The organism is Actinokineospora baliensis, from assembly GCF_016907695.1.
GTDB classification, from domain to species: Bacteria; Actinomycetota; Actinomycetes; order Mycobacteriales; family Pseudonocardiaceae; genus Actinokineospora; species Actinokineospora baliensis.
In genome coordinates, this window is record NZ_JAFBCK010000001.1 from 4,142,413 (window position 1) to 4,164,172 (window position 21,760).

At 72.1% G+C, this 21,760-nt stretch carries 20 protein-coding genes; 11 read left to right on the top strand and 9 right to left on the bottom strand.

The window, feature by feature from the left end; all coding sequences use genetic code 11:
• Both JOD54_RS19240 and JOD54_RS19245 read left to right on the top strand, forming a co-directional pair.
• Entirely contained in the window at positions 1-1,200 is a 1,200-nt protein-coding gene (locus JOD54_RS19240; protein ID WP_204451857.1) for a cytochrome P450, read from the top strand.
• The gene (locus tag JOD54_RS19245; protein WP_204451858.1) at positions 1,197-1,415 is read left to right on the top strand and encodes a ferredoxin; all 219 of its coding nucleotides are present in this window, start codon (positions 1,197-1,199) and stop codon (positions 1,413-1,415) included. Before JOD54_RS19240 ends, JOD54_RS19245 begins: the two co-directional genes overlap by 4 nt.
• A gap of 493 nt (positions 1,416-1,908) precedes the next feature.
• Here JOD54_RS19245 and hisG read toward each other — a convergent pair whose 3' ends face one another.
• The 3 genes from hisG to JOD54_RS19260 form a co-directional block, all read right to left on the bottom strand.
• A complete protein-coding gene (gene hisG, locus JOD54_RS19250) occupies positions 1,909-2,775 on the bottom strand; it encodes an ATP phosphoribosyltransferase (RefSeq protein WP_307860168.1) in 867 nt (288 codons plus the stop codon).
• 438 nt (positions 2,776-3,213) lie between these two features.
• Positions 3,214-3,816: an SRPBCC family protein gene (locus JOD54_RS19255; RefSeq protein WP_204451860.1), complete on the bottom strand. Its 603-nt coding sequence runs from the start codon at positions 3,814-3,816 to the stop codon at positions 3,214-3,216.
• Positions 3,813-4,163 (bottom strand): ArsR/SmtB family transcription factor, encoded by a 351-nt coding sequence (locus JOD54_RS19260; RefSeq protein WP_204451861.1) that lies wholly within the window; start codon positions 4,161-4,163, stop codon positions 3,813-3,815. Before JOD54_RS19260 ends, JOD54_RS19255 begins: the two co-directional genes overlap by 4 nt.
• 179 nt (positions 4,164-4,342) lie before the next feature.
• On the opposite strand from JOD54_RS19260, the gene JOD54_RS19265 reads away from it, so the two are divergent.
• Positions 4,343-4,705 carry an STAS domain-containing protein gene (locus JOD54_RS19265; protein ID WP_204451862.1) on the top strand — a complete coding sequence of 121 codons (363 nt, stop codon included), beginning with the start codon at positions 4,343-4,345 and terminating at the stop codon, positions 4,703-4,705.
• Here the strand turns inward: JOD54_RS19265 and JOD54_RS35645 are convergent.
• Together JOD54_RS35645 and JOD54_RS19275 are read right to left on the bottom strand one after the other, a co-directional pair.
• Positions 4,702-6,045, bottom strand: a complete 1,344-nt coding sequence (locus JOD54_RS35645; protein ID WP_204451863.1) for an FAD-dependent monooxygenase — start codon at positions 6,043-6,045, stop codon at positions 4,702-4,704. The genes JOD54_RS19265 and JOD54_RS35645 overlap by 4 nt on opposite strands.
• A 1,006-nt stretch (positions 6,046-7,051) precedes the next feature.
• A complete protein-coding gene (locus tag JOD54_RS19275) occupies positions 7,052-8,215 on the bottom strand; it encodes an MFS transporter (protein ID WP_204451864.1) in 1,164 nt (387 codons plus the stop codon).
• Positions 8,216-8,380: 165 nt separating this feature from the next.
• Here JOD54_RS19275 and JOD54_RS19280 point away from each other — a divergent pair, with 165 nt between their 5' ends.
• The 3 genes from JOD54_RS19280 (at position 8,381) to JOD54_RS19290 (ending at position 12,707) form a co-directional block, all read left to right on the top strand.
• Positions 8,381-10,921: a terpene synthase family protein gene (locus JOD54_RS19280; RefSeq protein WP_239573436.1), complete on the top strand. Its 2,541-nt coding sequence runs from the start codon at positions 8,381-8,383 to the stop codon at positions 10,919-10,921.
• Between the two features lie 98 nt (positions 10,922-11,019).
• Positions 11,020-11,691 (top strand): hypothetical protein, encoded by a 672-nt coding sequence (locus tag JOD54_RS19285; protein ID WP_307860169.1) that lies wholly within the window; start codon positions 11,020-11,022, stop codon positions 11,689-11,691.
• Positions 11,688-12,707 (top strand): GNAT family N-acetyltransferase, encoded by a 1,020-nt coding sequence (locus tag JOD54_RS19290; RefSeq protein ID WP_204451865.1) that lies wholly within the window; start codon positions 11,688-11,690, stop codon positions 12,705-12,707. Before JOD54_RS19285 ends, JOD54_RS19290 begins: the two co-directional genes overlap by 4 nt.
• On the opposite strand, the gene JOD54_RS19295 is transcribed toward JOD54_RS19290, so the two are convergent.
• Both JOD54_RS19295 and JOD54_RS19300 read right to left on the bottom strand, forming a co-directional pair.
• A complete protein-coding gene (locus tag JOD54_RS19295) occupies positions 12,691-13,875 on the bottom strand; it encodes a hypothetical protein (protein WP_204451866.1) in 1,185 nt (394 codons plus the stop codon). The two genes, JOD54_RS19290 and JOD54_RS19295, sit on opposite strands and share 17 nt — an antisense overlap.
• Before the next feature lie 4 nt (positions 13,876-13,879).
• Entirely contained in the window at positions 13,880-14,644 is a 765-nt protein-coding gene (locus JOD54_RS19300; protein ID WP_204451867.1) for a hypothetical protein, read from the bottom strand.
• A gap of 135 nt (positions 14,645-14,779) precedes the next feature.
• Here JOD54_RS19300 and JOD54_RS19305 point away from each other — a divergent pair, with 135 nt between their 5' ends.
• Complete coding sequence (locus JOD54_RS19305) at positions 14,780-15,520, top strand: death domain-containing protein (protein ID WP_204451868.1); 741 nt, start codon at positions 14,780-14,782, stop codon at positions 15,518-15,520.
• A gap of 529 nt (positions 15,521-16,049) precedes the next feature.
• Here JOD54_RS19305 and JOD54_RS19310 read toward each other — a convergent pair.
• Together JOD54_RS19310 and JOD54_RS19315 are read right to left on the bottom strand one after the other, a co-directional pair.
• Entirely contained in the window at positions 16,050-16,841 is a 792-nt protein-coding gene (locus JOD54_RS19310) for a hypothetical protein (RefSeq protein ID WP_204451869.1), read from the bottom strand.
• On the bottom strand, positions 16,838-17,815 hold the full coding sequence (locus JOD54_RS19315) for a hypothetical protein (RefSeq protein ID WP_204451870.1): 978 nt from the start codon (positions 17,813-17,815) through the stop codon (positions 16,838-16,840). The genes JOD54_RS19310 and JOD54_RS19315 overlap by 4 nt, the downstream gene beginning before the upstream one ends.
• Before the next feature lie 69 nt (positions 17,816-17,884).
• On the opposite strand from JOD54_RS19315, the gene JOD54_RS19320 reads away from it, so the two are divergent.
• The 4 genes from JOD54_RS19320 to JOD54_RS19335 all read left to right on the top strand — a co-directional run bounded on the left by JOD54_RS19320 (position 17,885) and on the right by JOD54_RS19335 (position 21,747).
• Positions 17,885-18,268 (top strand): YybH family protein, encoded by a 384-nt coding sequence (locus JOD54_RS19320; protein WP_204451871.1) that lies wholly within the window; start codon positions 17,885-17,887, stop codon positions 18,266-18,268.
• A 283-nt stretch (positions 18,269-18,551) separates the two neighbouring features.
• Positions 18,552-19,559 carry an NAD-dependent epimerase/dehydratase family protein gene (locus JOD54_RS19325; protein WP_204456382.1) on the top strand — a complete coding sequence of 336 codons (1,008 nt, stop codon included), beginning with the start codon at positions 18,552-18,554 and terminating at the stop codon, positions 19,557-19,559.
• Positions 19,556-20,536 (top strand): glycosyltransferase family 2 protein, encoded by a 981-nt coding sequence (locus tag JOD54_RS19330; protein ID WP_204451872.1) that lies wholly within the window; start codon positions 19,556-19,558, stop codon positions 20,534-20,536. The genes JOD54_RS19325 and JOD54_RS19330 overlap by 4 nt, the downstream gene beginning before the upstream one ends.
• Complete coding sequence (locus JOD54_RS19335) at positions 20,533-21,747, top strand: ATP-grasp domain-containing protein (protein ID WP_204451873.1); 1,215 nt, start codon at positions 20,533-20,535, stop codon at positions 21,745-21,747. Before JOD54_RS19330 ends, JOD54_RS19335 begins: the two co-directional genes overlap by 4 nt.
• The last annotated feature ends 13 nt before the right edge of the window (positions 21,748-21,760 follow it).

Sequence of the window (21,760 nt, forward strand, 5' to 3'; positions counted from 1 at the left end):
ATGACCGCCGCGCCCGAACGCGTCCACGACTACCCGTTCAACCGCCCGGAGGGCCTCGACCTCGCGCCCGCGTACCGCGCCGCGCGCACGAGCCCCGGGATGATCCGCGTGCAGCTGCCCTTCGGCGAGCCCGCCTGGCTGGCCACCCGCTACGAGGACGCCCGGTTCGTCCTCGGCGACCGGCGGTTCAGCCGCGCCGAGGCCGCCGAGCACGACGAGCCCCGGGTGCAGTACCACCGCGGCAGCGGCGGCATCCTCGCCATGGACCCGCCCGACCACACCCGGCTGCGGGTGCTGGTGGCCAGCGCGTTCACGGTCCGCCGCGTCGAGCGGCTGCGGCCCAGGGTTCGCGAGATCGCCGAGGAACTCATCGCCGACATGCGGGCGGGCGGCACCACCGCCGACCTGGTCGACTCCTTCGCGCTCCCGCTGCCGGTGCGGGTGATCTGCGAACTGCTCGGCGTCCCGGCCCGCGACCAGCACCTGTTCCGCGAGTGGAGCGACGGGCTGCTGTCCACCGCGGCGCTGACCGCCGAGGAGTTCAGCCGCAACGACCAGGAGCTCTCGGCCTACATGGCGGGCCTGGTCGCCCAACGCCGCGAAGAACCGGCGGACGACCTCATGTCCGCCCTGATCGCCGCCCGCGCCGACAACGTCGACCGGCTGACCGAGCGCGAACTCGTCGAGCTGTGCGTCGGGGTGCTCGTCGCGGGCCACGAGACGACCGCGACCCAGATCCCCAACTTCGCGCACGTCCTGCTCAGCCAGCCCGACCGGTTCGCCGAACTGCGCGCGGACCCCGACCTCATCCCCGCCGCCGTCGAAGAACTCATGCGGTTCGTGCCTCTAGGCGCGACCTCGGCGTTCGCCCGCTACGCCACCGAAGACGTGCAGGTCGGCGAGGTGGTCGTGCGCAAGGGCGAGGCCGTGCTCGCCGCGATCGGCTCCGCCAACCACGACGAAACCCGCTTCCCCGACGCCGACCAACTCCGCTTCGACCGCGGCGGCACCGGCCACCTCGGCTTCGGCCACGGCGCCCACCACTGCCTCGGCGCCGCCCTCGCCCGGGTCGAGCTGCAGGAGGCGCTGCGCGCGCTGCTGGCACTGCCGGGTCTGCGTGAGGCCGGGCAGCCGGAGTGGAAGACGCAAATGCTGGTCCGCGGCCCCCGCAAGATGCCCGTCACCTGGGAGGCCCAATGACCTGGTCGATCGCCGTTGACGAAACCGCCTGCCTCGGCTCCGGCATCTGCGCAGGCTCCCGCCCCGACGTCTTCGCCTTCCACGGCACCCACGCCGTCCCGGTGGCCGAAGGGATAGCGCCGGACGAAGACGTGCTGGACTTGGCCGACACCTGCCCGGCAGCGGCCATCCTCATCCGGGACGAATCAGGGGCGGAGCTGGCACCCCGCCCCTGACCGGTTCACGCCGCGGCCGGATTCCCAGCGCAGGCCCCGCACGAGGCTCATATCCGGCTGGACTCCAGCGGCGTGAGGATCGTCTTTGCCTGGAGTGCCTAGGCCCGCTCATTGGGGAACGGTGCCCGGTCCTGGGACTGGCGGACCGCACGGCCGTTCAGCCCTTCGCGGCCAACCCGGTGAGACCGGGGGACCAGCTAGCGCTCGGTCGTCCAGCCCGCTCGCGGAGCGCGCTTGGCGCCTCGTGGGCGACGCGACGCGGGGGCGCAGTTGGCAGCTGCGCCCCAGCACCCGGGCTCAGATCCGGCTGGACTCCAGTGGCGTGACCAGGATCGCCCTGGCGCGGTGTCCCGGAGTTCGTCACTAGGAGCGGTGTCAAGGTCCGGGCTGGCGAACGGCACGGTCCTCCAGCCCTTCGCCTGCGAGCGCGGCGAACACCCTGTGGCGACGCGATGTGGGGGGCGGAGCCGGGTGGCCCGCCCCCACATCGGGCTTAGATCCGGCTGGACTCCAGTGGCGTGACCAGGATCGCCCTGGCGCCGACGTCCCAGAGTTCGTCCATGACGAAGGGGGCTCGGTCTCGGGGGACGAGGGAGCGGACGGCCACCCAGCCCTCGCGGGCCAGTGGGGAGACCGTGGGGGACTCGATGCCGGGGGTCAGGGCGCAGGCCGCTTCCCTGACCTCGGTCGGGCAGTCGAAGTCGATCATCACGTACTGGCGGGCGATGAGCACGCCCTTGAGCCGCCTGCGCACCCGCTCGACCGCGGCCGCGGCGGTGCCGTCGTCGTCCTCGGTGCCGGGGCGGCGGATCAGCACCGCTTCCGAGCGCAGGATCGGCTCGCCGAACACCGCCAGGCCCGAGTTGCGCAGGCTGGTGCCGGTCTCGACCACGTCTGCCACCGCGTCGGCGATGCCCAGTTGCACCGAGGTCTCCACCGCGCCGTCGAGCCGCACCAGGCGCGCCTCGATGCCGTGCTGGGCCAGGTGGGCGGCCACCAGGCCGGGGTAGCTGGTGGCGATCCGCTTGCCTGCCAGATCGGCCACCTGGGTGAGATCGCCGGGGCGGGCGGCGAAGCGGAAGGTCGACTCGGAGTAGCCGAGCGGCAGGACCTCCTCGGCGCCGGTGTCGGCGTCGAGCAGCAGGTCGCGGCCGGTGATCCCGGCGTCGAGGGTGCCGGAGCCGACGTAGAGGGCGATGTCGCGCGGGCGCAGGAAGAAGAAGCGCACGTCGTTGCGCACGTCATCGATCATCAGCTCGCGGTTGCCGCGATGGACCCGGTACCCCGCCGCGGTGAGGAGCTGCTCGGAGGGGACGCTGAGCGACCCCTTGTTGGGCACGGCGATGCGTAGCGTGGTCACGCGCCGGAATCCTGCCATACCGCAGCAGCGCGGCCGATGACCCCGGATTGAACTCCAGACGACCTCACCCGCTCCGCCAAGCCGGGAACCACACAGCGAGCCCGCTCCACCAAGCCGGTAACGGTGCCGGGCGGGGACGTGGGGGTGGGTGGTGGGTGGTGGGAGAGAGTGACACAGCCCCGGCGAGGCCGGACACGCAGGGCGTAGGTCGCGTGTCCGGCCCGTACCCGTGGCCGACCCACCATTCGGGTGACCCGGGGCCCGGAGCCGACGGCCGGTTTCCGCGACGGCCGTCCGTGCTCCGATCGGAGTGGTGCAGGGTGACTTGAGCATGCCGGACTGATCGTCGACGCGCCCATCCCAATGACTCATAGTTTCGGGTTATGCACCATTCGCCCGATAGCAGGCTGGTTTGCGCCGAATGGGTGTACGGCGCGCTCAGTCCTTGACGTCGGGGCAGTACTGCGCAAGTGCAGCGGCTCGGCCCGCCTCGATCTGGTCGCCGGGCGCCGCGCCGGTCGTGGCGCTCACCCAGGCCTCGATTGAGGCGAGGTTGAACCGCTGTGCTTCGAGGGAGTTCGCCGCCGCCACCGGGTCGTCGGTGACCTCGCCCGCCAGGTGCAGCGCCAGGCCGAGGACGGCGCCGTCCCACCCGGGGCCGACGAACAGCGACCCGGCCGCGCTCCCGGCGAACTCGACCGGCACCGTGTGCTCGAGCTCGAACCTGGTGCGCGCACCTTCCACGGTCAGGCGTACCTCGACCAGGCTGGTCGGCCCGCCGAAGGTGACCCTGAGTAGAGCAGGTGGCTCGCAATGCAGGATCTCGCCGCCCGCGTTGCCCTCCAGCTGGAACCGCCCGCCCACCCGCAGGTCGCCGGTGATCGGCAGGAACCACCTCGGCAGCCGTTCGGGGTCGGTGATGGCGTCCCACACGTCGGCCACCTCGGCGTCGTAGTCGCGGGTCAGCCGGACCCGGATGAGGCCGCCGGTCTCGTCGACCTCGCGGCCGGTGGCGCCGATCTGCGCGGCTATGTCGATCATGGGGTGCCCTTCTCGGGGGGAGTGGGGGTGGCGCGCCTGCCCCTGGCCAGTTCGGTGCCCAGCGCGTCGAGCCGCTGGGTCCAGAAGCCGCGGAACCGGTCGAGCCACTGGTCGACCTCGCGCAGCGGCTCGGCCTCGACCGAGTACAGCCGCCGGGTGCCCTCGGCCCGCACCGAGGTGAAGCCGTTGTCGCGCAGCACCCGCAGGTGCTGCGACACGCCGGGTTGGGAGATGCCGAACTCGGAGCGGATGAGCTCGGTGATGGACCCGGCCGAGCGCTCACCGTCGGTGAGCAGTTCCAGGATCCGGCGGCGGACGGGGTCGCCGAGGACGTCGAACGCGTGCACCAGGCCACTGTGTCAGTTCAGGCTTATATAAGTCAAGCCTGGCATCCATTGAGGAGGGTCGTGCCTGCGGCGCGACCCGGCCGTCCACTGTGGAGCAGCTGAAAACCGCCGGTCGCCACCCGCCCGCGGCGGTTACACTTGATCGTCATGCGGATGTGTGGCGTTGGCAGGCGCCGGTGATGCGCCCCCTGCTCGCCTTCGCCAGCACGACGGGCCCCGGCTACACCGCGCTCACCGTGTCCGGCGAGGTCGACATGTCCAGCGCGCACCTGCTGGACCGGGAGTTGCGGGCGGCGCAGGTCGGGCCCGGGGTGGTCGTCCTGGACCTGACCGCGGTGCGCTTCCTCAGCGGCGCGGGCGTCGACGTGATCGTCACCGCGGCCCAGCGCGCCGCCGAGGCCGGTACCCGGTTCACCGTGGTGGCCCCCGCCGACGAGCCCGCGCACCGCACGATCACCCTGGCTGGCGTGCTCACCCCCGTCGACCTGGCGGAGACGGTCCTGGTGGCACTGTCCGATGCCGACCGCGAACCGCTGGCCTAGCGGGCTGCGCCGAACGGTCGCCGCGAGGTGTCCACAGTCGACAGTTCACGCGCTCGGGCGCGCAGCCGCCCGGTGTCCGCCGTGGACCGCGCGGTGTCGAGCACGATCCGGTCCGGACGGATCAGGGCGGCGCGGACCCGGGCCGAGCGCAGCCAGTCGGCGTAGGGGGAGTCGAGGTCGACCACCGCGGCGTGCGGGCCGAGCAGGTCGTCGGTCCACCCTTGTGGCGTTGACCACTGCGGACACAGCCGCCCCGCGAGCGGTGCCCGGCCGACCAGGGGGCCTGGGGCGAGCGCGGGGGAGCTGTACCGCAGCGCGGCCCCCGCGACTCCCGGCAGCCGGGCGGCGCCCCGGATCACAGCGCGCCGCGCGGGTCCCGCGCCGAGCGCCCACCCGATGACCTGCGCCGACCGGATGGTCCGCACCGCGTGCGCCATCCGCTCCGACTGGTAGGTGTCGAGGACCGCCGGGTCGCCGCCGCGCAGGACGTGGCCGAGCTTCCACGCGAGGTTGTGCGCGTCCCGCAGCCCCATCCCCAACCCCTGCCCCACGAACGGCGGCCCCTCGTGCGCCGCGTCCCCGAGCAGGAACACCGATCCGACCCGCCACCGCCGGGCCACCCGGGACCGGAACGTGTAGGTCGCCTCGCGCACCACCTGCGCGTCGCCGGTCCACGGTGGTCGTCCCGGCGCACCGTCCACCCGGTACTCCCACCGGTAGCGCCGCCCCGCCACGCGCATGTACGTGGCGGGACGGCGCCGGTCGCACACCTGGTGCACCCCGCCCCACTCGACGAGCCCGTCCCCCTCGACGTCGACCACCGCCCACGACTGCGGGCGCCCCAACGTCCGGCTCCCGATCCCTAGTTCGCGCCGCACGAAGCTCTCCGCCCCGTCACAGCCCAACACGAACCGCGCGCTGAGTTCGCCTTCGGTGGTCCGAACCCCCCACCGCTCGACCCCGGTGACCGCCACGCCCCACCGCACCCGGTCGCCGACCTCGTCGAGCAGCAGCCGCTCCAGGTCCGGCTGGTGGAACATCGACGACTCCGGGAAGCCGCCCGCCCCCACCGCCGAGTCCCGGGTGAACTCCGCCAGCACTCCGCCGCCCGGCTCGACCAACCGCAACCCCGGCATCCCCCGGCTCACCGCCCGGAACCGCGCGCCCACCCCCACGGCCTGCAGAACCCGCGCGACCTCCCCATCCACATGCACCGCCCGCGGCAACCCATATGGCTCGTCGTGCCGCTCCACCACAACAACGTCGACCCCCTCGCGCCGCAACAACCCAGCCACCACCAACCCCACCGGCCCCGCCCCAACCACCACAACCTCAGCCACACCCACCGACTACCACCGCCTCCCACCCACCGCCACCGCTTCTCTGCCTTCTCCGCCGCGCTGCCCTCGGTGCCTCTGGTGCCTCTGGTGCCTCTGGTGCCTCTGGTGCCTCTGGTGCCTCTGGTGCCTCTGGTGCCGCCCCGCGCCCCGCGCCCCGCGCCCCGCGCCCCGCGCCCCGCGCCCCGCGCCCCGCGCCCCGCGCCCCGCGCCCCGCGCCCCGCGCCCCGCGCCCCGCGCCCCGCGCCCCGCGCCCCGCGCCCCGCGCCCCGCGCCCCGCGCCCCGCGCCCCGCGCCCCGCGCCCCGCGCCCCGCGCCCCGCGCCCCGCGCCCCGCGCCCCGCGCCCCGCGCCCCGCGCCCCGCGCCCCGCGCCCCGCGCCCCGCGCCCCGCGCCCCGCGCCCCGCGCCCCGCGCCCCGCGCCCCGCGCCCCGCGCCCCGCGCCCCGCGCCCCGCGCCCCGCGCCCCGCGCCCCGCGCCCCGCGCCCCGCGCCCCGCGCCCCGCGCCCCGCGCCCCGCGCCCCGCGCCCCGCGCCCCGCGCCCCGCGCCCCGCGCCCCGCGCCCCGCGCCCCGCGCCCCGCGCCCCGCGCCCCGCGCCCCGCGCCCCGCGCCCCGCGCCCCGCGCCCCGCGCCCCGCGCCCCGCGCCCCGCGCCCCGCGCCCCGCGCCCCGCGCCCCGCGCCCCGCGCCCCGCGCCCCGCGCCCCGCGCCCCGCGCCCCGCGCCCCGCGCCCCGCGCCCCGCGCCCCGCGCCCCGCGCCCCGCGCCCCGCGCTACCTATACCACAATCTTCTATCCAGATAATGGTTGCCGGGGTGCCCAACCGCCACCGGGTAGCTCGGTGGGACTTGGCCTGCCGCCTGAATGCTGCTCCTCATCTGCCCGAATACACATACCGCCATCTCCTATCTAGATAATGGCTAGTAAGCGGAGCGGTAGGAAGAGGGCCGCCGGGATTCCGAGGCGCTGGCTTGGCACCCTGCGGCAAACGTCAACCGTCAAGGCGCCACTTCACCGGTCTTGGCCTGGACGACCCGGGCTGGCGAGGCCTCGTCCGAGCACGACGACCACCACCCCCGCGAGGACCACGCCCAGCAATCCCACCCGCAGGCTCACCGCGTCCGCCACGACCCCCACCACCGGTGGCGACAGCAGTGATCCGATCCGCAGCATCCAGCTCACGACCGTCAACCCCACGCCTGCCCCCAGCCCCGGGAGCTCGTCCGCGCTGTGCATCGCCGCCGGGACCAATGTCGCCGTTCCCAACCCGGCCAGGGTGAAGCCCACGAGCGTCATCCCCACCGACGGCATCGCCAGTGCCGCTCCCATCCCCACCGCGGCGAGTGCGCCGCCCCATCGCACGACTCGGCGTTGGCCGAAGCGGTCGATCACGCGGTCTCCGAGCAGTCGCCCGACGGTCATCGCGGTTTGCAGGCACACGAATCCCAGGCCGGCGGTCAGCGCCCCGGCGCCCAGGGTGCCGGACAGGTAGATCGCCGACCACGAGGAGCCCGCGTCCTCGACCAGTGCCCCGCAGGCCGCCAGCACCCCGAAGGCGATCAGCAGGCCGACCGGCCGTCCGGTGGTGTGCACGTCGGGTACCCGGTCGGCGCCGGGCAGCATGAACCGGTAGCAGACGACGGCGACGCCGCTGAACAACGCGGCCACAGCTACCAGGTGCACAGCCAGTGGGACCGCCAACCCCGCGGCGGCGGAGCCGATCAGGCCGCCGCAGACCGCTCCCACGCTCCACAGGCCGTGGAACGAGTTGACGATGGACCGGCCGTAGTTGCGTTGAACGCGAAGGCCGTGCGTGTTCTGGGCGACGTCCACAACGGAGTCCAGGGCGCCCGCCGCGAACAGGGCCGCGGCGAGGGGGAACCAGCCCGGGGCCAGGCCGATGCCCACGACGGCGATCGACAGGGCCACGATCCCCAGCGACGCCACCCGCGCGGACCGCATCCGGTTGATCAGGGCCGGGGCGAACAGGCCCGCCACCAGCGCGCCGAGCGGGGCGGCGGCCAGCGCCGTGCCCAGGGCCGCGTTCGTCAGGCCCAGTCCCGCTTTCACCTCGGGCAACCGGGGGACGACGGTGGCGTAGAGGGCACCGTTGGTGAGGAACACCCCGGCGACGGCGGCTCGCGCCCTGCGGTCGGCTGTGGTCGGTGCGGACATCACGAACGAGCCTACGTCACCCACGGTGAGTGGTTGTTCTGGATCTTGAGCGGCTCGATCGGGTGGAATCGCGGGTAGGGGGTTGGCTCAGCGTGGCGGGCACTGGTTCTCTTCACCGCGTCCGAGGTCGTCGGGGGCGCGGGCCCCAGGAAGGTCGGGTCGTCGATGCAGCCGTTCCAGTTGCCGGAGTTCTACATGCCCTACCCGGCGCGGCTGAACCCGAACCTGGAGACCGCCCGCGCGCACACCAAGTCCTGGGCCCGCTCGATGGACATGATCGACGTCCCGCAGCAGGGCACCATGATCTGGACCGAGGCCGACCTCGACGCCCACGACTACGCGCTGTTGTGCGCCTACACCCACCCCGACTGCGACGCCACCGAGCTGGACCTGATCACCGACTGGTACGTCTGGGTGTTCTACTTCGACGACCACTTCCTCGAGCTGTTCAAGCGGACCCGCGACATCGCGGGCGCCCGCGCCTACCTCGACCGGCTGCGGCTGTTCATGCCGGAGGACGGCCCGATCACCGAGGAGCCGACGAACCCGGTCGAGGCGGGCCTGGCCGACCTGTGGGGGCGCACCACCCCGTCGATGTCGGCCGACTGGCGGCGCCGGTTCATCGAGAGCACCAAGAACCTGCTCGACGAGTCGCTGTGGGAACTGGCCAACATCAACGAGGGCCGGGTGTCCAACCCGCTGGAGTACATCGAGATGCGCCGCAAGGTCGGCGGCGCGCCGTGGTCGGCGAACCTGGTCGAGCACGCCGTCGGCGCGCAGGTGCCAGCGGTGATCTCCGGCAGCAGGCCGATGCACGTGCTGCGCGACACCTTCGCCGACGCCGTGCACCTGCGCAACGACCTGTTCTCCTACGAGCGCGAGGTGCTCGACGAGGGGGAGCTCAGCAACGGGGTGCTGGTGTTCGAGCGCTTCCTCGGCATCGACACCCAGGACGCCGCCGAGCGGGTCAACGACCTGCTGACCTCGCGGCTGCACCAGTTCGAGCACACCACCGTCACCGAGCTCCCGCCGCTGTTCGACGAGCACGCCGTCGACCCGGCGGGCAGGCTCGGGGTGCTGGCCTACGTCAAGGGCCTGCAGGACTGGCAGTCCGGCGGTCACGAGTGGCACATGCGCTCCAGCCGCTACATGAACGGCGGCGGCGCCCCCGGCACCGGTGTGCTCGGCGGTCCGCTGGGCCTGGGCACCTCGGCCGCCAGGATCGTGCCGTCGCTGCTGGCCACCCACAAGCAGCGCGAGCGCTCGTTCAGCCACGTCCGGTTCGAGAAGGTCGGCCCGGTCGCCCGGCCCGAGCTGCGGATGCCGTTCCCGGTCCGCTCCAACCCGCACCTGGACGCGGCCAGGGACAACGTGATCGCCTGGGGCCACGCGGTCGGCATCATCGACGAGCTCCCCGGCCTGTGGGACGAGGAGCGCTTCCGCGACTACGACCTGCCGCTGTGCGCCGCGGGCATCCACCCCGAAGCCAGTGCCGAGGAGCTCGACATCTCGTCTGGCTGGCTGTCCTGGGGCACCTACGGCGACGACTACTACCCGGTCGTGTTCGGCGACGCGTCCAAGTACCCGGCGGCGAAGGCGCAGACGGCGCGTTTCTCGGAGTTCATGCCGATCGACGGCGAGCCGACGCCCGAGCCGGTCAACGCCCTCGAGCGCGGTCTGCTGGACCTGTGGCTGCGGACGTCGGCCCCGATGGAGCTCGACAACCGGGCCAAGTTCCGCGAGGCCATCGAGGTCATGGTGGACAGCTGGCTGTGGGAGCTGACCAACGCCTACCAGAACCGGATCCCGGACCCGGTGGACTACATCGAGATGCGCAGGCACACCTTCGGCTCCGAGCTGACCATGAGCCTCTCGCGCATCGGCCACGGCCGCACCGTGCCGCCCGAGGCCTACCGCAGCCGCCCGGTGCTGGCCATGGAGAACGCGGCCATGGACTACGCCTGCATGATCAACGACATCTACTCGTACCAGAAGGAGGTCCAGTTCGAGGGCGAGATCCACAACCTCGTGCTGGTCGTGCGCAACTTCTTCGACACCGACTCCGACACCGCGATGCGCATCGTCGGTGATCTGATGGACTCCCGCATGCGCGAGTTCGAGCACGTCACCGCCACCGGCCTCCCGGCCCTGTTCGCCGACTTCGACCTCGGCGAGGACGCCAAGAACACCCTGCTCGGGTACGCGGAGGAGTTGCGGAACTGGCTCTCGGGCATCCTCGAGTGGCACGAGGGCTGCCGCCGCTACGCCGAGTCCGACCTGCTGCGGCACTTCCCGGAGAGCCCGGGCGCACCTTCCTTCTCCCGCCCCAGCGGCCTGGGCACCGCGGCGTTCACGATCATCGCCCCGCCCACCTCACCCCAGCCCGCCAGCGCTTTGGCACTGGCCGCCCAACGCGCAGGCGTCGACGGCGCAGCCCAGCCCCCCGGCCCTGGTCTCGCCGAAACCCGGGTAGCCCTGCCGACCCCGACCAACCACGTGGAGGTGCCCAGCCCCGCCTCCCTGCCCCGCCACCCGGTCGGCCTGCGCACCGAGGCCCGGATCCCGTACTCCACCCAGGACACCCCCAAGCCCGCCCGCCCCCTCCCCGGCGGCCCCGAGTTCCAGCGCCGCCCCAGCGGCCTGGGCACCGCGGCCGCCCGCATCACCCCACCCACCCGCCAGGGAAGCAAGGTCGCCGACAACTGAGCTGCGCGAGGACATCCGCTCGCTGTCTCTAGGCCGCTCGGACCAATCCCGAGCTCGGCTCACTGTGCGGTGCTGTTCGCGTGGCACACTCCGGGATCGTGTGGACATTCGGGTGGCGGGCGCTCTACCGCCAGGTGGTGCGGTCGTCGTTCGCGACCGTGCCGTTCTACCGGGAGCGGTGGGCGTTGGTCGGCCGTACCGATCCGGTGGTGGTCGATGGTCGGACCGGGGAGCACGGGGGTGCTGTTCCGGCGGCCGATGTCGCGGGGCGGTTGCCGGACCTGGTGCCGCTCGCGGGCGGTGACGCTACCGTAGATCCGTTGCGGGGCTTGGAGATCGTGTTGCACCAGTGCGCCAGGGTCACCCCTGAGACGGTGATCCTGGGTGCTGTCCCGCCGCATCATCCGCGGGGGTTCGCGTTGGAGTCCACACCGGACGAACTGCGGGGGCATGTTCTCGCCGTGGGTACCCCGGAGGAGTTGGCGGGGGTGGCGGCGGAGATCCCGCGGGTTCCGCTGGTGGCCCCGAGCGAGCGCGGCGAAGAGGGCCTGCTGGTCGACGACCTGCTCGGGGTGCTCGGTGGGGTTCGGGACTGCGGCAACTGGCACCTGGACTGGCCGCGCGTGTACGCGCGGGAAACCCCGCTCGGGCTCGCGTTCACCTTGCTGCTGCAGCGTTCCCCGCGGTTGGTCGACATCGTGCCCGCTGGGGGAGCCGAGGGCAGGATCGAGCGGTGCCCCCGCCACCGGACTCCGGTGATCGCGGCGTGAGGGCTGAGATCTTCGACCCCAGGACCGACCCGGAACCCGTGTACTGGAAGCAACTCCGCGTCACGGCGGGATTGCGCGCGGACTGGGCGTGGGAGGTGCTCGCCGCTCAGGCGTGGGGTGCGCGGACGGTTCAGTTGATCACTGTGCTGTTCGACGGGGCCACACCGAAAGCGGTGGTCAACGCGGCGTGGCTGGGTGCGCCGCTGCACCGGTTCTCGTTCGCGGGAGCCGGTTCTCGGCCGTGGGTGGGCGCGGTCCACGTGCGCGGCCCCGGCAGCGGCGCGGTGCCGGGCTGGTGGTTGGCCGACGACGTCCCCTTCACGGTGCTCTCCGAGTCGTACGCCCGGGCCATGCGCCGTGAGCTCGGACCTGGTTGCCTGGCCCTGGTTCTGCGGCAGGTGACCGAGGAGCAGGCCGCGCAGGCGGGGCGGTTCAAGGTGGTGCGGCCGACCGAGCGGATCTGGACGTTCCCGATCCACGAGTGGTCGGACCCGGAGGCGTGGCTGATGACGTTGAGCCGCAGCCGCCGCAGCAACCTGCGCGGGATCTTCCGGCGGGTCCGGGAGAACGAGGACCTGGAGATCCGGGTGCAGACCGGCACCACCGACCTCGACGAGGTCAGGGTCATCGAGGCCATGCGCTGGAACGACGACAAGTACGGCGGCAGGCTGATCCCCCGGGTGCGGACCCTCAGCGGGTACCTGCGGGCGCTGGTCGCCCAGCCGGACGTGCACTCCACCAGCTACATCGACCGCAGGACCGGGGAGCTGATCGCGTTCGGCACCGCGCTGGACCACCCGACCGTGCCGATCGTGCGGTCGTGGACGCAGCGGCCAGCCGAGCAGGGCGGGGCGAAGTACCTGTACTTCTACCACCTGTCCAAGCAGGTTGAGTGGGCCATCGCCGGGGGCAAGAAGGGCGCCGAGTTGGGCAAGGGCAAGGCCCAGGAGAAGCAGTCGCTGGGCGCGGTCCCCTCCGACCAGGCGGCGATGGCGGTCCCTATCCGACCTTGGTGACCTCTGTGGACAGCCTGGCGTGCAAGACGATCGCCTTCGTCGCCAAGCCGACGACCAACGCCAGGAAAGCGCCGACCGCCCCGAGCGGTCCGGTCGCGGCGATCGCGGCGACAGAGGTCGCGATGAGCGACGCCAGCGCCGCGGAGGTGGTCAGCGACAGCACGGACCCGTTGGTGTTCTCCAACAGGAACACCGCGTAGACCACCGCGCAGAACGTCGTCATCTCCACCAGCACCACGGCCCCGAGCAGGATCCGGCTCTCCGACACCGGTGCCAGCGACCCGAGCACGGCGACGGTGACCACCACCAAGCTCGCGATCACCGCTGTCCACCCGCTGATCCGCCGGGCCAGGAGCCTGCCCCCGGCGCCGCCGGTGCCGCGCAGCCGCAACGACGTCGCGGGTTGGATCAGCCGCAGCACCAGCACCCCGAACGCGCCCAACGCGCTCGAGATCAGGATCAGCACGTAGACCAGTGCCGTCTCCGACGGTTTCGCCACCACGGACAAAACGATGTAAAGAACAGAAACCCCGGCGGTGTCGGCGACATCCGAGAAACCCAGCAACAGCACGCGCCGGTTGAGCAGCGTCCCCAACCCCGGGCGGGTCTCGTGTGGACGTTCGCGGGGGATCAGAGCGGCCAGCGCCGCGCACACCAGGACCAGGCCGCCGGTCAACGCGAGCAAATAGCCCAACGGGCGCAACACGCCCAAAGCGGCGAGCCCGGCCATCCCGATGACCCACACCGCGTAGCTCAGGAACGCCACCGTGTCACGGAGGGGTCGCTCGGCCAACCGGTGCACGGCGGCCAGTACCGACAGAAGGCCCAGCCCGGCCGCGTTGGTCGCCGCGGCCGCGTAGAGAGCGACCGGTCCGCCCACCGGCAGCAGGGCCGCGGTGATCACCAATCCCGCCGCGAACGGCACCGCCGCCCGGGTCAGCAGCATCCAGGTCACCTGCGGGCCCAGCAGCCGGGTGCGCGGGACGGCCGTCAGCGCGGACTTCTCCACGCCGATCACCAGGGTCTGCAGCCAGGCGAAGGTCCCGGTGGCCGCCACGTAGCGGCCGAAGTCGTCGGCGCCCCACACCGGCAGCAGCGCCACCATCGACAGCTGGATCCCGGCCCGGGCCGCCCCCCGACCCGCGATGATCCGCAGGGCGGCCCGCACCGCTCTAGCCCTTGGTCGACACGGCGGGCGACTCGTCGGTCCCGGTCGACGCCTCCGCCTCGGTCGAAGCCTGGGTGGAGCCGCTGGCCTGCGTGGTCGACCCCGACGCCTGCGCGGTCTTGCCCCGGCCGACCAGCTTGCGCCACACCCGGTCCGGCAGCGTCAGGATCAGCACCGCCACCACCACGTGCACGATGATCAAGGCGAACGCCTCGTACTTGGTGGCCGGGTGTCCGAGGCGGACGGTCATGTGGTCGGCCCAGGTCCACACCTCGGGGATCGGCGTCCACGCCGGGTCGGTGTGCGGGTTGATGGTGAGGAACGCGAGGTCCTCCAGGCCCGAGAGCTGCAGCACGATCATCGCGTAGCCCAGCCTGCGGGCCCCGCCCGGCGTGCCGCCGCCGAGCCGGTGCGACAGCGTCAGCGCCAGGATGAGGAACGGGGTGAGGGTGAGCACCAGGTAGTAGAAGCTCTTCTCGTTGGCCGCGGCGAAGAAGATCTGCGGCACGAAGAAGGCGAAGTACACCAGGAAGCACAGCGGCACCGCGACCCGCGCGATCAGCTGCTTGGTGGCCACGCTGAACCGCATCGCCGCGATCGCCTCCACGGCGAGCACGAACGGCACCAGCTTCGCCAGCAGCACCCAGATGTTCGGGATCGATTTCTGGTGCGGGAACCCGAACCAGACCGCGCCAGCCGCCGCGAAGGCGAGTGCGGTGATGATGATGAACGTCCTGTGCGCGCGCAGGCCCGTGCCGGTTTCCGCCATGCGATGAACTCCATGCCCCGTGTTGCCCCGATCCAGAATGGGCATAATACGCGGGAATCCCTTGCGTGGAAGGGGGATCGGCCCCCTGGTCGAAGCGGTGGGGCCAATCGGAGCACCCGGGGAGGGAGTGGCCGGATGGGATATTCCCAGTTGGCCTGGGAACGGGCGGCCGCCGCGGTGGCCGCCCGGGCGCTGCGCGAGGTCCCGTTCTACCGGGAGCGCCACGCCCGCGGCCGGGGGTTGGCGCCGGTGCCGACCGAGGAGCTCGAGGGCCGGTTGTGGGCGTTGTGCCCGTTGTCGCGGCCGTACCGGGCGATGACCGAACCCACGCTGTGGACCGGAGATCCGGCTGATCTTGCGGCCGCGGTGCGCGGGTGCGGCGCCGGTGGGGGCGCGGTAGTCGAGGTGCGGTCGGCGGTGGTGCCGTGGGACCGCCTGGGACCGCTGGGGCCACGGTACGCACCCGTGCTGTCACCAACCGCCACCGCCGTCGATGTGTCCGCCTCGGACGGTCCGGCCCGCGCCCTGGTCGCTGGCGGTCGGACGGTGCTGGTGTCCGCTCCGGAAGACGTGGACGCCGTCCAAGGCCGGATCGGCGCCGTGACGGTGGTCGTGCGCAGGTTGGCCAAGGTGGGCGAGCCCGGTTGCCTCGCCGTACTGCACGACAGGCACCTCGGGTACTTCGCCACACGGCCAACCAGCTGCGGCCAGTGGCACCTGCTGTGGCGCCGATTCCACGTCGCACCGGGGGACGGGGGAGTGCTGGTCACCGCGCTCAAGCGGCGCAGGCCAACCCTCGTGCGGGTGGCTGTCGACGTGGGACTGCGCCAAGTGGCGGAGTGTTCCGTGCACGGCACACCTGTACTTCAAGCCTGATCCCGCACGGTGGCGGGATCTCCGCCGTCGGGACGGTCGACTGTCGGTTCCGGACGGTGTCGATCGGGCGCCGAGTGCCTGCTCGCGGCCGGTGCTCGGTTGCTCCGAGTGGGGCATTCGGTGCACAGCACACCGGTTCTTCGAGCTCGAACGGTCGCGCCGTCGCGTTGGCGATCCCGCTCGGCGGCGGGATCTCCGCCGTTGGGCGGGTCGACTGTCGGTTTCGGACAGTGTCCGGACCGCAAGCGGCTGCTCGCGGGCGGCGCTGGGTTGCTCCGAGTGGCGGAGTGTTCCGTGCACGGCACACCGGTTCTTCGGGCTTGAAGGCTCGCGACGGCTGCTTGCCGCGCTGGTGATCCTGCGGGGTAGCGGGATCATCCGTCGAGGCGGGTCGACTGTTGGTTCCGGACAGTCTTGATCGGGCCGCGAGTGCCTGCTCGCGACCGGTGGCGGGTTGCTCCGAGCGGACGAGTGTCCGTGCCCGGAACGCCCGTTCCTCAAGCTTGAGATCCCGCACGGTGGCGGGATCTCAGGCTTGAAGCGCTGCCAGCACCGCTTCCCGCAGGGGTTGCTTCCCCTGCCGGTAATCCCGCACGGCGGCGGAGATCTCCTCCGCTGTGAACAGGTCCAGCAGGGCCACCGGGCGCGGTCCACCGTCGGTTCCGAACAGTCCCGATCGCACCGCCGATGCCTGGTCGCGGTCCAGCGGCTCCCCGCGCAGGTACACCTCCGCCGCCTGCTCCACCGCTTCGGCCTCCGGCAGCTGCTCGACTTGACGTGAAACGATCCAGCACTGGGGGAGTCCTGGGCCTGCCAGCCATCGGCGGGCGTGGTCGACGCGTTCGCGGGCAGCGTCCGTTTCCTGCCCGAGGTCGGCCACCACGTGGTCCACCTGGTAGCACCGTTCGTGCAAACGGCCGATGATCGCCGATACCGACGGTAGGCCACTGTGGACGGAGGTGTCGGCCGTTCGGTCGAATCGGTTGTGCAGTTGGTAGTACGCCGCTCGGTCCAGCGAGGGTGCCGCCAGTGCCTTCGGCGCTGCCGCCTTGGCCCAGGCGAGCACGGCCGGGGTCAGGTACCTGGCGTGCGGATCCACAGGTGGCGGCGGGGTTTCGGGTGGCGTGGCCCGGAGGGCGGCGAAGTCCCGGGTGGACACAACGGCCTCGCAGGCCGCGCACCAGAACCGGGCGGAGCGGCGACTCATCCGGTATACGACGGTTGTCCCGTTCCGGCCGCACTGGGGGCAGGTCGGCGACAGGGCCTCGCGTTCGGGCGAACGGCCCAGGGCCGTGCGCAGGTGTTCGGTGAACGCGCTCACCAGCCCACCACCAGGTGGCTGGCGACCGGTCGCGCGCCGAACCGCTCCTTGATCCGCGCCATCCCCTTGCCCGGCCGCAGGGTGGCCCTGCCCAGGGAGATCGTGTGCGCGACGAGGTCGACGTAGTGGTCGAAGTAGAGGTTGGCCACGTCGCCGTCCACGCGGTCGCGGGCGCCCCAGTAGCTCATGGTCAGATCGATTCCGTTGTCGTGCACCGTGGACAGCGCCAGCAGCCCGGAGCCGTCGGAGTACGTCGCGAACCGGGTCGCCGGGTCGGCGTTGAGGTGCTCGATGTAGTGCTCCGGCACGGGGGTGCGCACGACGCCGGGACGTTGGTGCCTGAACCGAATCAGGCTGATCAACCGGGCCGCCTCGTCGGTGGGCACTGTGTCCACGATCGCCCGTGTCGCGGTGATCCCACTGCGCATCTTGCGCAACTGGGACCGCCACTTCGCGGGAAGGCTGTTCAGGTACTGCTCCACACTGGACCATTCGGCCGACAGCACGCTGTCCGGCGACACCGCCAGCACCCGGCGCGTCCGGCGGTCGAAGGCGGCGAGGTCGTCGGTTTCCACGTGCCGGTAGCAGAACCCGGCGACCCGGTGGCGGGCGCGCGCCGCCCGCTCGAACGCCAGCACCGCGGCCCGTTTGCCAGCCGCGTCCAGCCCGGCGGCGAACAGGTGCCCGGCGATCGACGCGGGCGCCAGGCGGCATTCGATGAATCCCGCTCGCGTCGTGGACCCGGCGCGGTGGTAGGCGCGGTAGCCGCCGACGCCCAGGAACCTGGCGTGGAACAAGGCAACCACGTCCGTCCCATCGCGAACGACGGCGAGCGCGGTCGCGCTCTGGCTGGCCCAGGCCGCCGTCGTCAGCGGCGCCGCCCGCCACAGCACCGGCGCGCCCGCCGAGGTCACGAACCGGTCCCAGTCCCGCGGTACCGCCTCGGTCAGGGGATCGAGCAGTTCCCCGTGCATGATCTCCCCGTTACGCTCCACCGACCTCGCGGGAGACACCCGCGGGCGACACTCTCCCGGAGGACCACCGTGCCTGTCCAGGACTGGCAGTCCGACGCCGAGGCCACCATCGACGCGCACCTGCGCGCGGTGGCCGGGCGCGACCTCGACACCTTCGCCGCCACCGTCCACCCCGAGGTGACCGTGATCATCCCGTCCGGACGGATCCTGCGCGGCGCCGAGGAGGTCGTGGCCTTCCACCGGGAGTGGTTCACCGACGGTGACTGGACCTACGCCACCGCACCGGTCCTGGCCACCTCGACGGCCACCACCGCGACCCGCGTGCTGGAGGTGACCGTGGTCGGCGAGCCGGGCGCGGAGCCGTCCCGGTTCCTCATGGGACTGACCTTCGTGGCCGAGTCCGGGCGCTGGCTACTCATTCACGACCAGTGCACGATCGGCCGTCCGGCGTAGTTTTCCCGCCCGCTCACCCGCGCCGGGGAATTCCGGTGTGCGCGACCCTTTTGCCACTCCAAAAGCGTTGTTATAGTCCGCGTCACTTCGTGGCAAGTCCGACCAGCACAACAGCGCCGATCCCACATCGGCGCCGATCCGCCGTGCGCGCACCGCGCTCCCGGGTCGAGTTTGGCGCAGCGTGACCGACCCGCGAACGCGGTGCCCGCCCCACCGGTGGGCACCGCTGGGACCAGGCGTGACCGACGCCGGGTCGCCGTCGGCTGAGGAGGGGTTCGCGGCAATGGGGAAACCGGTCCTGATAACCGGAGTGGCGGGTTTTCTCGGCAGTCATCTGGCCGATGATTTGCTCGACCGCGGTTACTCCGTTCGCGGTATCGACAACATGATCGATGGATTCAAGGAGAATATCCCGGCCGGGGTGGAGTTCCACGAGGTCGACTGCCGGGACGCGCTGGCGCACCCCGAGCTGTTCGAGGGCGTGGAGCTGGTCTACCACTGCGCGGCCGCGCCCTACGAGGGGCTCTCGGTGTTCTCCCCGTTCCTGGTGCACGAGCACACCACCAGCGCCACCGTCGCGATGCTCTCGGCCGCGGTGCGCGCGGGGGTGTCGCGGTTCGTGCACTGCTCGTCGATGTCGCGCTACGGCGAGCTGGTGCCGCCGTTCACCGAGGACATGACGCCGGTGCCGCTGACCCCGTACGGCATCGCGAAGTACGCCGCGGACCTGCAGGTGCGCGCGATCGCCGGGGTGCACGGCATGGAGCACAACATCGCCGTGCCGCACAACATCATCGGCTCCCGGCAGCGCTTCGACGACCCGTACCGCAACGTCGCGGCGATCATGATCAACCGGGTGCTGCGCGGCCTGCAGCCGATCATCTACGGCGACGGCAGCCAGACCCGCTGCTTCAGCTTCGTCTCCGATGTCGTGTCCTGCCTGACGAAGTTGGGCATCGACCCCGAGATCACCGGCGAGACGATCAACGTCGGCCCGGACGAGGGCGAGGTGACCGTGCTCGCGCTGGCGCAGGAGATCTGCTCCATCGTCGGCGTGGACTGCGACCCGATCTTCATGCCCGCCCGGCCGCTGGAGGTGCACCACGCGACCTGCAGCTCCGACAAGGCGCGGCGCCTGCTGGGCTACCGCACCGAGGTCGGCCTGCGCGACGGGCTCACCGAGATGGTCGGGTGGATCGAGCGCACCGGGCCGAGGGAGTTCGACTACAACCTGGAACTGGAGATCGTCAACGAGCTGACCCCGCGCACCTGGTCGAGCAGGCTGATGTGACCGGCCTGACCGCGATCGTGCCCTGCTACAACGAGGGCGAGCAGGTCGATGTCGCCTACCGCTCGGTGTGCGCGGCGCTGGGCGGTATCGACGGGTTCGAGTTGCTGTTCGTCGACGACGGCAGCCGCGACGACACGTTGGCGCGGATCAAGGCGCTCGCCGAGACCGACACCCGGGTCCGCTACATCTCCTTCGCCCGCAACTTCGGCCTGGTGGCCGCGGTGACGGCCGGGTTCCGGTACGCGTCGCGGCCGTGGTCGGTGCAGTTGGACGCGGACCTGCAGTTCCCGGCCGAGGAGACCTGGGCGCTGCTCGACACCGCGGCCCAGGGCTACGACGTGGTGTTCGGGGTGCGCCGCGACCGCCAGGACTCGTGGTTGCGCAGGATCGGCGCGGCGGGCACGCACTCGGTGGCGCGCAAGCTGTTGGGCATCGAGGTGCCGCAGGGGGCGAGTTCGTTCCGGGTCGTGCGCACCGCGGTCGGTCGGACCATTGTGGACTTGCCGACGGGGAACTCGCACTTCGTCGCCAAGGCACCGCAGATCGGTGCCCGGTACACCACGGTCCCGGTCGCGCACGCGCCGCGAACCGCTGGTACGTCGAAGTTCCGCTTCGGCAGGCTCGCCGGTGACGCGTTCGAACTGCTCTTCGGGTTCTCGTGGCGCCCGCTGAACGTGTTGTACGGGACCGCGGCGGTGGTGTTCGCCCTCGCTGCGGTGCTGTCCCTGCTGGGCGCGTTCGGCGTGGTGTCGGGCACGGCGTTGCTTATCGCCGCGTTGCTCACCAGCGCGCTGGGCATGGCGTCGACCGCGTTGGTCGGCCGCTACCTGCACCGCCGGATGCTCGATGTGCGGCCGAGGCGGATCTACTACATCCGGGAGGCCAACTTCCCGGTGTCCGACGAGGACCGCCTCGACCGCGGCGCCTCAACCGTCCCGCCGCCGGTGCGGCGCCCGACCCTTGAGGTGGCTTCATGACCCCCGCCCTGATCGTGCTCGGCGCGGGTGAGGAGCAGGTGGTGCTGTTCCGCGAGGCGCGCCGCCGCGGCCTGCCGACCATCGCGGTCGACATGCGCGCCGACCGGCCCGGCATCGCCTTGGCCGACCGGTTCCTCCAGTTGTCCACAACGGACCACCAGGCGATCGCGGAGGCCTTGGCTGGCGAGGAGATCGCGGGGGTCGTGTCGACCGCCGCGGACACCTGCCTGGATTCCTGGCACCACCTCTCCGAGCACTTCGGCACGCCGTGGCGCTACCCGGCGTCGGCGGCGTCGGTGTCGATGGACAAGTCGGCCTTCCACGCGCTGGCCGCGTCGATCGGTGTGCCGGTCTACCGGTGGGCGCAGTCGCACGACCTGGCCCACCTCGCGACCACGGCGGCGGAGTTCGGGTTGCCCTTGGTGGTGAAGCCGACCGACGCCTCCGGCTGCCGCGGTGTGCTGCGGGTGGACGATCTGTCCGAATTGGACGCCGCGCTGCACAACGCTGCGGTGAACTCGCCGAGCGGGCAGGTCATCGTCGAGGAGATGCTGCAGGGCAGGGACTACACGGTCAACGTGTTCCTCAGCGACGGCGACCTCGCCTTGGCGCTGATCACCGAGAAGCACATCGTCCCCGGTCCCCGGTTCCTGATCGGCGGGCACGTCGCTCCCGCCGACCTGGACCCCGCGGTGGAGACCGCGCTGCTGGCCGACGCGCACGCGTTGTGCTTGGCGATGGGGTTGACCGACGGTCCGGCCAACTTCGACGTGATCGTCGCCGACGACGGCACCCGCTACGTCCTCGAGGTCGGTGCCCGGATGTCTGGCAACGGGTTCCCCCGGTTGGCGCACGCCGTCGCGGGCGTCGACTGCGTCGCGGCGCTGGTGTCGCTGGCCATCGGCGAACCGGTCGAACTGCGGTCCGACCGCGCCGAGATCGCCCGCCTGCACGTGCTGACCTCACCGCTGGGCGAACCGGGTGAGCTGGTTTCCGTGGCGGATCCCGCCGAGGTGCTGGCGTTGCCGGGGGTCAGCGATGTGGACGTGTTCGCCGCGCCGGGCGACGTGGTGCAGCCGTTCACCGAGGCAGGCCGGAAGTTGGGGTGGCTGGTCGTGCACGCGCCTACGCGCGCGGAGCTCGACGAAACCTTGGACAAGGCTCTTACCGCGCTTGACCTCGTAGTGGCGCCCAGCGCAGTGTCCGTCTAGAGCCGGGCCGGCG